Consider the following 12396-nt stretch of genomic DNA (forward strand, 5'->3'; position numbering starts at 1 on the left):
CACGGTGGTCATCGGATTGCCGCTGGGCGTCTGGCTGTTCCTGACCGCGCGCGGCCAGTTGCACGCGAAGCCGAAGCAGTACGGTGTCCTCTCCTTCGCGGTGAACGTGCTCCGCTCCATCCCGTTCATCATCCTGATGATCCTGCTGATTCCCGTGACGCAGGCCATCACCGGCGTGAGCATCGGCATCCGCGGCGCCATCGTGCCGCTGGTGATCGGCGCGGCGCCCTTCTTCGCTCGCCTGGTGGAAACCGCGCTGCGCGAGGTCGACCGCGGTGTGATCGAGGCCAGCCAGGCCATGGGGGCCACCACGATGCAGATCGTCTCGCGGGTGCTGCTGCCCGAAGCACGCGCGGGGCTCATCGCCAGCACGACCGTCACCGCCGTGGCGCTGGTCGGTTATACCGCCATGGGCGGCATCGTCGGCGCCGGCGGACTCGGCGCCCTGGCCTATCAATACGGTTACAACGGCTATAAACCGGACTACATGCTGGTGACCGTGGCCTTGCTCGTGGTACTGGTGCAGGTGCTGCAATCGGTGGGCGACCGGCTGGTGACGCGCTATAGCAGACGCTGAACGAGCGTCCGCACGCCTTTGCATGCGGCGGTATGGACGTCTATGCTGTCGCACCGCAACATAGCAATGGACGCCCCATGAAGAAGTACCTGCTGCCCCTCGTCTCCGCCCTCGCCGTGCTCGCGGCGGGCTGTTCCGGCAGCCAGGACAGTGGCAAGCAGTCGAGCGCGGACGCGCCGCTCACGGTGGCGGCCACGCCCGTGCCGCACACGGAAATCCTCAAAGAGATCAAGCCCCTGCTGGCCAGGCAGGGAGTCAGGCTCGAGATCCGCGTGTTCACCGACTACGTGCAGCCCAACATGCAGGTCGCGCAGAAGCAGCTGGACGTGAACTTCTTCCAGACCGGCCCCTACCTCGACGCTTTCAACAAGGAGCGTGGCACCGCCCTGGTCAAGGTGGTGGGCGTCCACATCGAGCCGTTCGGGGCGTACTCGCGCAAGTACGCCACCATCGACCAGCTTCCGGACGGCGCCAGCGTCGCCGTTCCAAACGACCCGAGCAACGAAAGCCGCGCCCTGCTGCTGCTGGCGGAGCACGGCCTGATCACGCTCCGGAACCCGGACGACCGCCTGTCCACGTTGAAGGACATCACGGCGAACCCGAAGCACCTGAAGTTCCGCGAGCTGGAAGCCGCCATGCTGCCGCGCGTGCTAGGCGAGGTGGACCTCGCCCTCATCAACACCAACTACGCGCTGGCCGCGAAGCTGAACCCAGTGAAGGATGCGCTGCTGATCGAGAGCAAGGATTCGCCCTATGTGAATTTCCTGGTCGCGCGTCCGGACAACCAGAATGACCCGCGCGTGCAGAAGCTCGCCGCCGCGCTGACCTCGCCCGAGGTGAAGGCATTCATCGAAAAGACCTACGGCGGCGCGGTGCAGCCGGCGTTCTAAGCCCGGACTGGCAGGAGAAGCTGCGGGAGATCCTATGCTCTCCCACAAGTAGCCGGGCTTTGTGTGAGAGCCGCTTCCGCGGCTGTTGCATCAGCGAGTTCGTATGCGCTGGACCACGGCGTCGTAGAACGACTCCGGCACTACCGCCCGCACCGGCACCCGCCACCAGTTTGGCCGCGCGAAAGCGCGGCATTTCACCGCGTCCTTGTCGGTCATCAGCACCGGACAACCATCCGCGAAGACGAAGTCGTCGCGGGTAAAGGCATGATGGTCGGCGAAGGGGTGGCCATCCACGGCGATGCCCTGCGCTGCCAGGCTTTCGAAGAAGCGCGCCGGATTGCCGATGCCGGCGACCGCATGCGCGGGGCGCCCTGCGAAGTCGGACAACGGAGCGGTGAGCGACGGCTCATGCATGTTGACCGCCATCCCCCCTTCCAGCGTCATCGGCACTTCGCCGCTGGCGGGAGAGCCACCGTTGACGACGACGAAGTCGACCTCGGCCAGCCGGCTGGCCGGCTCGCGCAGTGGTCCCGCGGGAAGCAGGTGGCCGTTGCCCAGCCGCCGTTCGCCGTCGACGACGCAGATCTCCACGTCGCGCCCGAGCCGGTAATGCTGAAGGCCGTCGTCGGCCAGGATCAGGTCGCACCCCGCCTCGATGAGCAGCCGTGCCGCCTCCGGCCGCTCACGGCCGATGGCCACCCGGACACCGCTCTGGCGGATGAGGCTCGGCTCGTCGCCCACCCTGGCCGGATCGTCGTCACCGCTCAGCAGGTAGGGATCGCGTTCGCTCCCGCCGTAACCGCGGCTGACGACGCCGGGAACGAAACCCCGTTCGGCCATGGCCTTGGCCAGGGCGACGATCAGCGGCGTCTTGCCGGTACCGCCGACCGTGATGTTGCCGACGACCACCACCGGCACCGGCAGGCGCACCACGGTGGAGGGGTCGTCGCGAAAACGCCGCGCGCGGCGCGCCGCCACGTGGCCATAGAGCGACTCGAGGGGGCGCGTCCACCACGGCGGCGTGCCGCCGCCGTACCAACGCCGCTGCAACGAGGCGCCCAGGGCCATGGGGTTCAGTCCACCAGGTCCTGCTCGTGGAACTGCATGCGGTGCAGCGCCGCGTACTGCCCGCCCTTGTCCAGCAGTTCGCGGTGCGTGCCCAGCTCGATGATCCGGCCCTGCTCCATCACGGCGATCTGGTCGGCGTGTTCGATGGTGGACAGGCGGTGCGCGATCACCAGCGTGGTGCGGTCGCGCATCAACCGTGTCAGGGCATCCTGGATCAAGCGCTCCGACTCGGTGTCGAGGGCGCTGGTCGCCTCGTCCAGCACGAGGATGGGCGCGTTCTTCAGGATGGCGCGCGCGATGGCGAGACGCTGTCGCTGGCCACCGGACAACGAGTTGCCCCCCTGGCCGATCCGCGTGGCGAGGCCTTCGGGAAGCCGCTCGATGAATTCCATCGCATTCGCGGCCTGTGCCGCGGCCACGATGTCGGCTTCGGACGCACCGGACATTTCGCCATAGGCGATGTTCGCGGCGACGGTGTCGTCGAACAGCACCACGTTCTGTCCGACCCACGCGATCTGCTTGCGCAGCGATGCGAGCGTGTACTGCGAGTAATCGCGGCCGTCGATGAGGATGCGGCCTTCGGTCGGTTCGTAAAAACGCGGCAGCAGACTTACCAGGCTGGACTTGCCGCTGCCCGAACGCCCGACCAGGGCGGTGACCGTGCCGGGAGCGCAGACGAGGTCCACGCCGCGCAGCGCCGCATGGTTATTGCGCTCGTAAACCAGGCGGACGTTCTCGAAACGGATATCGCCCTTCGTCCGGACGAGGTCTTCCGTGCCGTGATCGACTTCCGGCGGCTCGTCGATGATCGCGAACAGGTCTTCCGCCGCGCTCACGCCCTTCTGCAGGTTCGACTGGATGCCCGCGAGGCGCTTGAGCGACGGCAGCATGCCGCCCATCGCGGTCAGCACCGCGGTGAACACGCCGGGCGTGATGGTCTCGATGACGCCGGGCCGCGTCCCCAGGAAGACCAGCACGGCGAGCGCGACCGCACCCACCGTCTGGATCGTGGCGCTGGACGCGGCGCTGGTCGCCGACACCTTGAGGTTCAACCGGCGCTGCCGATCGGCGATCTCGTGGAAGCGGTCGCCTTCGCGCCCCTGGCCGCCATAGATGCGCACCTCGCGATTGGCCGCGACGGCCTCCTCCACCGCGCTGGTGACGGTACCCATGTTGCCCTGGATGCGCTTGCTGATCTTGCGGTAGCGGCGGCTGATCACCGTGACGATCACCACGACGCAGGGCACCAGTACGAGCAGCGCCATCGCCAGGTAGGCGCTCTGGTAGAGCATGACTCCTAGCAACCCGACGACGGTCAGGCCCTCGGTCACGGCTACCTTGAGCGAATCCGACGAGGCGGCGGCGACCTGTTCGCTGGTGTAGGTGATACGCGAGATCTGCTGGCCCGAGGGTTCCTTCGCGAAGAAGGTGGACGGCAGCCGCAGGTACGCCGCGAACACGTCGGTACGGATGGCCTGCACGACGTTGCGGCCGACATAGGCGATGCCGTAATCGGTGCAATACGACGCGACACCGCGAACCGCGAAGATGCAGATGATCCAGATCGGCATCCAGAAGATCGTGTGCGGATCGCGCGCGATGAACAGGTTGTCGATCAGCGGCTGCAGCAGGTTGGTGAACAGCGACAGGCAGGCCGGATCGACGATCATGCCGACGATCGCGATGATGCCCGCCGTGCGGTACCGCTTCGTGTAACCGAGGAGCCGCTTATAGGTGCGCCAGGTGCGGACGTCCCAGACCTTTACTTTCTGTGTGCTCACTTGCCTGCCGCCGCCTCGGCCGGCGTCGTGGCGATCGAGAGCCGGGTGAACCCGAGCTGGCCCAGCGCATCCATGGCGCGCACCACGTTCTGGTGCGGCGTCATCGCGTCGGCGCGGATCACGACGATGCGGCCGCGGTCCGGACCGGCGACGCGTTCGATGGTGGACTTCAACGGTTCGATGCCCTCGCCGGGCACCTCATCGCTGCCGACCGCGTAGTGGCCGTCGCGGTCGACGACCAGGGTGAGCGCGTTGTCCGTGGCCTCGCGGGCCTCGCTGTCCGCCTTCGGCAGGTTCACCTTGAGGCGCGAGTGCTCGATGAAGGTCGTGCTGAGCACGAAGAACATCAGCAGGGTAAGCAGGACGTCGATCAGCGAGATCACGTTGATCTCGAAGTCGTCCTCACGACGGGAACCGATGCGCATGGGATCAACCGGCCTGGGTGGCGGCCGCTTCCGGGGCGGCAGTCCGGCGGCGCGCTACCGGACGCGGTGCCGACAGCTCGTCGAGCAGCGCCGTCGCTTCCTTTTCCATCTGCACCACGTAGCCGCCGACCTTGGAGCGGAAATAACGGTGCAGCACGTAGGCCGGAATGGAAACGACCAGGCCGAAGGCCGTGCAGATCAGGGCCTCGCCGATGCCGCCGGCCATCTTCGTCGGATCGCCGATGCCGCCGGCCATCACGTTGAGGAACATGCGGATCAGGCCGATCACCGTGCCGAGCAGGCCGAGCAGCGGGCCGATGAGGGCGATGGTGCCGAGGGTGTTGAGGTAACGCTCCATGCGGTGGACCACATGGCGGCCGGTGTCCTCGATGCGTTCCTTGATGATCTCGCGCGGACGGTCGCGCACGGCGAGCGCGCCGGCGAACAACTCGCCCAGCGGCGAGCCTTTCTCTAGGGCGGCGAGGTGGGCGGCGTCGAGTTTCGACGAGCGCGCCCATTCACGCACCTCGGCCCCCAGCCCCGGCGGCAGCACCGCCGCACGGCGCAAGGCCCAGAAGCGTTCCAGCACGATCGCCAGCGCCGCCAGCGAACAAATGAGGATCGGCAGCAACGCCCAGCCGCCAGCCAGAAGGATCTCGAGCACGTGAACCCCGAAGCTACGAAAAAGTCAGGCGGGCATCATAGCAGGGCCGGCCGCGGGGACTGAGGCCTCCTTGGCAATCCCGCCGGCGCGCTGTAGGAGCGCGCCTTGCGCGCGCTGAGCTTTTGAGGCCGTGAGCAACAGGGCCTGTTGCTCCCTCGCGAAAAGCTATCGCGCGCAGGGCGCGCTCCTACCTATCGAGCCAGGAGCTCCAGTTCCGCCACCGCCCCGGGGACGTCGGACTGGAGCACCAGCCGGTACTGCTTGTACGGCCCCGGCTGCTTAACCACGAAGGCGCGCGTCTGGCGGTGCCAGGGGAAGCGCTCGTCGCGCCGTTCGTCCAGCGTGGTCCAGTGCTTGCCGTCGGCGGAACCCAGCAAGGACCAACGCGACGGCGCCGGGCTGGTCGCACCGGAGGTGATGGTGTAGACCGCCACGCTGGCCGGCTGGTCCAGGCGATAGTCGACCTCGGTCTGCCCCTTGGGCAGGGCGAACTCGGTCGAGGAATCGTTGTCCGCCACGGCCGCAAGCTTCGCGTCGCGATGGCCGCCCAGGGTCGTGCCCTCGATACGGGTCACGTCGCGGAGGGGAGCCGGCTTCTGCCCTTCGGCCGTGATCGACGCCGGCAAGGCGTCCGCACCCGTACCCCACTTCGAGGGCTTGGCGCCCATGACGAAATCGAGCGTCGCTCCCTTCGCCAGCAGTTCGTGCGGCAGGGTCAACTTGTTCCACGGCTGGCCGTTCACCTTCAACGACTGCACATAGCGGTTCGTGTCGCTGACACCCGCTGCGCGGATGTCGATCTTCGCGCCGTTCTCCAGCGCGATGGTCATGTGCGGGAAGTGCGGCGCACCGATGACGTATTCCGGCGTGCCCATGCGCAGCGGATAGAAGCCCGCCGCGCCGAACAGCCACCACGCGGACATCTCGCCGTTGTCCTCGTCGCCCGGGTAGCCCTGGCCGATCTCGCTGCCCACGTAGAGGCGCGATACCGCGTCGCGCAGCTTGTCCTGCGTCTTCCACGGCTGGCCGGCTTCGTCATACATCCAGATGATATGGTGCGCAGGCTGGTTCGAATGGGCGTACTGGCCCATGCGCACGTCGCGCGCCTCGAGCATCTCGTGGATCACGTCGCCGTAGTCGCCGACTTCGAACTTGCCCGGTGCGGCGAACAAGGCGTCGAGCTTCGCCGCCAGCGCATCGCGGCCGCCGTACAACCCGGCCAGTCCGGCACCGTCCTGCGGCGCGTGGAACGCCATGCCCCAGGCATTCGTTTCGGTGTAATCGCCACCCCAGCGAATCGGGCTGAAGTCCTTCGCGGTCCAGCGCCACTTGCCGGCGGGGTCGCGGGCCACGAAGAAGCCCACCTCGGGTTCGAAGAGATTGGTGTAACCCAGGGCCCGGGAGCGATACCACACCGCGTCGTCGGCGTAGTTGCGATAACCGTCGCCGGCCACCGGCGCCTTCGCCAGCGCCGCGGCGAGGTTGCCGATGGCGAAATCGTTGATATAGCCGTCCATCGACCAGGACAGGCCCTCCGCCACCGTGTCGTCCGTATAGCCGTTGAACAGCGAGCGCTCGATACCCTTGCGACCGGCGCCCTTAACGTCGCTCACGCTGGAGGCGTTGCGGATCGCCGACTGGTAGAACGAGGCCACGTCGAAGTTCCGGACGCCCTTCAGCCACGCGTCGGAGAAGGCGACGTCGGAGCTCGTGCCCACCATCAGGTCGGCGTAGCCCGGGGAGGTCCAGCGGGCGATCCAGCCACCGTCGCGGTACTGCTGCACGAAGCCGTCGATCATCTGCCCCGCTTCCGTCGGCGTGAGGAGCACATAGGCCGGCCATGCCGTCCGGTACGTGTCCCAGAAGCCGTTGTTGACGTAGGGCTTGCCGTCCACGATGCGCGCCCCCGTATGTGTCGGCGTCGTCTCGCCCACGGCGGCGGAGAACGGGCTGGCATAGCGCCACACTGGCCGGTCCTTGCTGCCCGTGTTCTCGTACGCCTTGTTCGGATACAGGAACAGGCGGTAGAGATTGGAATAGAGGATGGTGCGTTCGTCGCGCGTGGCGCCTTCCACGGTGATGATGCCGAGGCGCTCGTCCCAGGCCTTGCGGGCCCGGTCGCGCACGCTGTCGAACGTGTCCGTCGCGGCGATTTCCTGGGCGAGGTTGGCCTTCGCCTGGTCCGTGCCGATGAGCGAGGTGGCGATGCGCATCGTTACCGTGCGGCTGCCCTTCTTCGACGTATCGAAGCCGAACCAGGCCGATGCGGCATCCCGCTTTTCGCCAGTGAGCCGGCCGCTTTCGGCGACCGGTTTGTCGAACTCGGCGTAGAAGTACAGGCGCGTGGCGCCCGTGGACAAGCGGCTCTTCACGTCCGACCAGCCCTGGATGGCGCGATGGGACGGGTCCAACGTGACCGATGCCTGATCGTTGAGGTTGTCGAATACCAGCTGCGAGCGCTTGTCCGTGAAGGTGAAGCGGAACATCGCCGCGTGGTCGGTGGGCGTGATTTCGGTGGTGATGCCGTTGTCGAAGCGGACGCTGTAGTAGTCCGGATGGGCCACCTCGGCATCATGGCCGAAGGCCAGCGCGCGCGTTTCGCGTTTCAGCGGCGGCGCACCCGACGCCACCTGGGCAGGCATCACCTGGAAGGTCTGCCGTTCGCCCATCCACGGGCTGGGCTCGTGCGACAGGCCGAATGCCTCGATGCGCGGCCGATTGTCGTCGCCGTTGCGCTCCTGGTACTGGTAGATCCAGTTCGAGCCCGCGTTCGTGGTCGGCGTCCAGAAATTGAAGCCGTGCGGCATCGCGACCGCGGGAAAATTGTTGCCGCGCGAGAAATTGGGGTTCGCGTTGGAACCGCGGCGCGTGTCGACGTAATCGGTGGGATGCGTGCTCGCGATGTCCTTCACCACGCCGATGCGCACGTCGTCCAGGTAGCCTTCGAAAGACTTGCCAGCCGGTGCGTCTGCGAGCAGTTCGATGGCGCGCACGCGGCGTCCCTTGGCGACGGCACCGAGGTCCACGCTCACGTAGTTCCACTGGTCCGGGTACAGCACCCGGCCTTCGCCCTGCCCCTTGGCCGTGGCAGGCACGCGGTGCTGGTCGCGCGCGCCGGTGGCGGACAGGCGCGAGCCGTCGTCGAACACGATGTCGACGCTCACATAGTTCGCGGGGTTGGTCAGGTCGTCCTTGTTCGACCGCGGGAAGACCAGCCAGGAAAGCGTCGTGCCGTCCGTCACGCTCAGGTCGGTCTCGAACAGTTTCGCGCTCGTCGCGCTGCCGGTGGCGGTACCCGCGTAGCGCAGCGAATGCGTACCGGTGAAACCGACGTTCGCCTTCGCCGTAAGCACGGCTTCCGGCGGCGGGCCGCCGACCACGCGCACGTCCAGGCCGCCGGCGGCACTGCCCGCGAGCAGCGGCGGGTCGCCTTGTTCGAACGAGCTATCGAAGCGCTGGGTGGCCGCGAAGGCCGCGCCAGTGACCAGGATGGACGACATCGCCAGAGCGAGTCCCGACCTTTTCCAAAGCAGCATCGATCCCACGCTCATCCCCCTCTTTGCGGAACAGGCATTTAAATCGTTCTAAATTGAAGATGTCAAATGTGCTGTAGGAGCGCGCCTGCGCGCGACATGTTTTCGCGGCAATCCGGAAGCTTGCGCGCCAGCTTGAGGGTTTGGTCTCAAAACATGTCGCGCGCAGGCGCGCTCCTACCAGGCAGGTTTGGCGCTTGACATGCAACCAAATGCTTGCGCATTATAAAGGCAAGTATTCACTTGCGTGTTAGCAATCATGCCCGATCGCCCGGACGACACCGACCTTCTCTTCAAGGCGCTGGCCGATCCCACCCGGCGCCGGCTGCTCGACCTGCTGCACGCCCACGACGGCCGCACGCTCAACGAGTTGTGCGAACACGTGGAGATGAGCCGGCAGGGCGTGACGCAGCACCTGGACCTGCTGGTCGCGGCGAACCTCGTCGCCACCATGCGGCGTGGCCGCGAAAAACTGCACTTCCTCAATCCCGTGCCCTTGCAGCAGATCTACGAGCGCTGGATAGCGAAGTTCGAAACGCCGCGCCTCAAGGCGCTGGACGAGCTCAAACGACGACTGGAGAACGACGATGGCTAGATCCACCTTTTTTTACGTGACCTATATCCGTAGCACCCCGGAGAAATTGTGGGCGGCGCTGACCGACGTGGAATTCATGCAGCAGTACTGGTTCGGCATGCGCTGCGAAAGCGAGTGGACACCGGGCTCGCCGTGGCGAATGGTGTCGCCGGAAGGCGTGGTGTACGACGCCGGCAGCATCGTCGAGTCCGAACCGCCGCGCCGCCTCGTCATTCGCTGGCAGCATCAGAACTCCGCGGAACTCAAGGCCGAGGGCGATTCCCTCTGTACCATGGAACTGGAACCGGTCGGAGGTTCGGTCAAACTCTCCATTACCCATACCATCGAGCGCGAACCGTCGAAACTCATCGAGGCCGTGTCAGGCGGTTGGCCCAAGATCATTTCCAACCTGAAGTCCCTCCTCGAGACCGGCGATATCGTGCTCGGCCAGCCCTACCCTGCGAAATCGTCCTGAGCTATTCGCGCCAATAGCGATCCGCCGGCCATCGCCACTGACGCGTGACGACGGGCGGCGCGTCGGCGGGGAAGTCGATGCGAATCGCGCCGCTGCGCCCGGTCAGGTAGACGTCCGCACCAAGTGCGGCATGCCGGTCGACGATGGATGGATGGGGATGGCCAAAGCGGTTCCGCCAGCCGGCCGACGCGACCGCAAGCGTCGGCCGCACGACAGCCAGCCATGCGGGGTCGGAGGAATAACGGCTGCCGTGATGGGCCATCGTGGTGACCGTAGGCAGGGGCGATGCCAGGTTGCCGGCTTCCATGCGCCGCTCCGCCCGGTTGCCGATGTCGCCGGTGAGCAGTAGCCGCCCACCGGCGCCTTCGATGGCCAGCACGCAGGAGCGGTCGTTGGATTTCGTTTTTCCGCCGCGCTCTTCCGGCACTTCGACGAAACGGAACGTCACGCCATCCCACGACCAGGACGTGCCGGGAACACATCGCGGCGCCGCGAAGGCCATGCGGCGGGGCTCGCCAGACAGCCGCAAGGCCTCCGGATAGCGCTTCGCCACAGGAGCGGCGCCGCCGGCATGGTCGTTGTCGCCGTGACTGATCACGAGCCGGTGGACGGGGCCGATGCCCAGCGCCGTGATCGCGGGCAGGACGATACCGGTGCCTGCATCGCTTCCGCCCGCATAGGCGGGACCCGTGTCGTACACCAGCGTATGCGAACGTGTGCGCACGAGCACGGCCAGCCCCTGCCCCACGTCGAGTACCCACGCGCGAAATGCTCCCGGCGGCGGTTCGTCGCGTGGTGGCAAAGCCATCGGCAGGAACAGCAGCACGCCATAGCCGCGCAAGGGGACGCCGCGCGGCGCGAAGAGCCACGCCGCGCCGGCGGTTGCAAGCAGCGTCGCCGCCAAGGTGCTTTCCATCGCGGCCAGACTCGCGAATGGCCATGTCGCCATGCCTTCCAGCAGGCGCCACAGGCGATCGAGTACCCACGCGGAAGGAACCAGGAACAGGTCCGCCAGGGCCGGCATGCGCAGCGTCGCGCAACCGAGCAGCGTCAGCGGTACCACCACGAAGCTCACCAGCGGCGCGGCAAGCAGGTTCGCGAAGAATCCCGCCAGCGATGCACCGCCGAAGAACCACAGGCACAGGGGCAGCAGCGCGATGCTCATCGCCGCCTGCGCACGCAGCAGTTCGCCCAGCCAGCCGCGCCAGCCGGCGGAACGTGGGGCAACGCACAGCATCAGGAAGCCGACACCGGCAAACGAGAGCCAGAAACCGGGAGACAGTACCGCCAGCGGATCGGCCACAAGGACCGCGAGCACCGCCATGGACAGCAGCGGTGCGCCGCTCGCCGTGCGCCTGCCGAGCGCAGCGAGCACCACCACGGCGATCATCAGCAGGCTGCGCACGGTCGGCAGGCCCATGCCGGCCAGCAGGCCGTACGTTCCCGCCACGCCGAGTCCCAGCACCGCTTGCGCGATCTGCCGTGGCAAAGTCAATGCCAGCCACGGAAGCAAGGCGTAGAGCAGCCGTGCGAGCGCGACACCGCCGCCAGCGGCGACACCGACGTGGAAGCCGGAGATCGCCATGAGATGGGAGACGCCCGTGGCCCGCGCCGTGTCCCAGTCGGCCGCGTCGAGGCCACGTGTGTCGCCCACGGCGAGTGCCTTGAGAATGCGTGCGTCGCGCTCGCCTAGGCGAGCTTCCAGTGCCTTTGCGATGCCGGCCCGCCATCCGTCGATACAGGCGGACGAGGACAGCTTCTCGTTGAGCGGCGCGTCGCGCACGTAACCCGTCGCCACGATGCCCCGCTGCAACGCACTGCGCTCGGCGTCCGCGGGTCCGGGATTGACCGCGCCGCGTGGCCGGCGCACGCGCACCGTAAGCCGCCAGCGCTCGCAAGGGCGCGGCGCCACGGCACTGCGATACCAGGTAAGCCGCATGCGCCCGCGCGGAACGCCATCGTCGCCGCGCCGTGCATCCGGCTCGAACATGAAAGACGTATCGGCGCCACTTCGCCGCGGCAGATCCACGATGCGCCCCGTGACGACGACCTCCGCCCCATGACGCGAGGCGGGCCACCGCGCCTCCATCGCGAGGGCGCCATGAACAGCCGCCAGGGCAGCGAACATCGCGGCGACGGCGAGCAGGCGGATACCCCCGCTTCGCACACGCCAGAGAACGGCCGCCGCGCCAACGCCTGCCGATGCGGACACGGTCCACGCAGGCAGCGATGCGAAACCTTGTACCGCCGTGCAACCGGCGACGGCGGCAATGGCGACGGAGACGAGCGAGAAGGTAACGCGCAAGAAGAACGCCGCACGCTTGACGATGGACTTCGCAGCCTAGCCGTTGACGCCCTTCATGCGGCCCGCGAGAGGGTGTGGGCACAGCGGCTGATATGCGCGGGTTC

At 67.1% G+C, this 12396-nt stretch carries 10 protein-coding genes; 4 read left to right on the forward strand and 6 right to left on the reverse strand.

Annotation, left to right across the window (positions count from 1 at the left end; genetic code table 11):
- Together ACR9ZH_RS08790 and ACR9ZH_RS08795 are read left to right on the forward strand one after the other, a co-directional pair.
- On the forward strand, positions 1–577 hold a 577-nt coding region (locus ACR9ZH_RS08790), incomplete at its 5' end, for a methionine ABC transporter permease (protein WP_481290380.1).
- Between the two features lie 77 nt (positions 578–654).
- A complete protein-coding gene (locus ACR9ZH_RS08795; RefSeq protein ID WP_481290381.1) occupies positions 655–1467 on the forward strand; it encodes a MetQ/NlpA family ABC transporter substrate-binding protein in 813 nt (270 codons plus the stop codon).
- A 90-nt stretch (positions 1468–1557) separates the two neighbouring features.
- Here ACR9ZH_RS08795 and lpxK read toward each other — a convergent pair whose 3' ends face one another.
- The 5 genes from lpxK to ACR9ZH_RS08820 form a co-directional block, all read right to left on the reverse strand.
- Positions 1558–2535: a tetraacyldisaccharide 4'-kinase gene (gene lpxK / locus ACR9ZH_RS08800; RefSeq protein ID WP_481290382.1), complete on the reverse strand. Its 978-nt coding sequence runs from the start codon at positions 2533–2535 to the stop codon at positions 1558–1560.
- Positions 2536–2540: 5 nt separating this feature from the next.
- On the reverse strand, positions 2541–4316 hold the full coding sequence (gene msbA / locus ACR9ZH_RS08805; RefSeq protein ID WP_481290383.1) for a lipid A export permease/ATP-binding protein MsbA: 1776 nt from the start codon (positions 4314–4316) through the stop codon (positions 2541–2543).
- Positions 4313–4741, reverse strand: a complete 429-nt coding sequence (locus tag ACR9ZH_RS08810) for an ExbD/TolR family protein (protein ID WP_481290384.1) — start codon at positions 4739–4741, stop codon at positions 4313–4315. Before ACR9ZH_RS08810 ends, msbA begins: the two co-directional genes overlap by 4 nt.
- A 4-nt stretch (positions 4742–4745) precedes the next feature.
- Positions 4746–5405, reverse strand: a complete 660-nt coding sequence (locus ACR9ZH_RS08815) for a MotA/TolQ/ExbB proton channel family protein (RefSeq protein WP_481290385.1) — start codon at positions 5403–5405, stop codon at positions 4746–4748.
- Between the two features lie 191 nt (positions 5406–5596).
- Entirely contained in the window at positions 5597–8956 is a 3360-nt protein-coding gene (locus tag ACR9ZH_RS08820; RefSeq protein ID WP_481290386.1) for a GH92 family glycosyl hydrolase, read from the reverse strand.
- Positions 8957–9197: 241 nt separating this feature from the next.
- Here ACR9ZH_RS08820 and ACR9ZH_RS08825 point away from each other — a divergent pair, with 241 nt between their 5' ends.
- Complete coding sequence (locus ACR9ZH_RS08825) at positions 9198–9533, forward strand: ArsR/SmtB family transcription factor (protein WP_481290387.1); 336 nt, start codon at positions 9198–9200, stop codon at positions 9531–9533.
- Complete coding sequence (locus ACR9ZH_RS08830) at positions 9526–9987, forward strand: SRPBCC family protein (protein ID WP_481290388.1); 462 nt, start codon at positions 9526–9528, stop codon at positions 9985–9987. Before ACR9ZH_RS08825 ends, ACR9ZH_RS08830 begins: the two co-directional genes overlap by 8 nt.
- A 1-nt stretch (position 9988) precedes the next feature.
- On the opposite strand, the gene ACR9ZH_RS08835 is transcribed toward ACR9ZH_RS08830, so the two are convergent.
- Complete coding sequence (locus tag ACR9ZH_RS08835; RefSeq protein ID WP_481290389.1) at positions 9989–12292, reverse strand: DNA internalization-related competence protein ComEC/Rec2; 2304 nt, start codon at positions 12290–12292, stop codon at positions 9989–9991.
- Positions 12293–12396: the final 104 nt, after the last annotated feature.

The organism is Luteibacter sp. SVR4-7G (genome assembly GCF_056755555.1).

Bases quoted from the DNA above. Each gene is read 5' to 3' on its own strand.
- ACR9ZH_RS08795 (WP_481290381.1), top strand. From the start codon at position 655: ATGAAGAAGTACCTGCTGCCCCTCGTCTCCGCCCTCGCCGTGCTCGCG.
- lpxK (WP_481290382.1), bottom strand. From the start codon at position 2,535: ATGGCCCTGGGCGCCTCGTTGCAGCGGCGTTGGTACGGCGGCGGCACG.
- ACR9ZH_RS08810 (WP_481290384.1), bottom strand. From the start codon at position 4,741: ATGCGCATCGGTTCCCGTCGTGAGGACGACTTCGAGATCAACGTGATC.
- ACR9ZH_RS08820 (WP_481290386.1), bottom strand. From the start codon at position 8,956: ATGAGCGTGGGATCGATGCTGCTTTGGAAAAGGTCGGGACTCGCTCTG.
- ACR9ZH_RS08825 (WP_481290387.1), top strand. From the start codon at position 9,198: ATGCCCGATCGCCCGGACGACACCGACCTTCTCTTCAAGGCGCTGGCC.
- ACR9ZH_RS08830 (WP_481290388.1), top strand. From the start codon at position 9,526: ATGGCTAGATCCACCTTTTTTTACGTGACCTATATCCGTAGCACCCCG.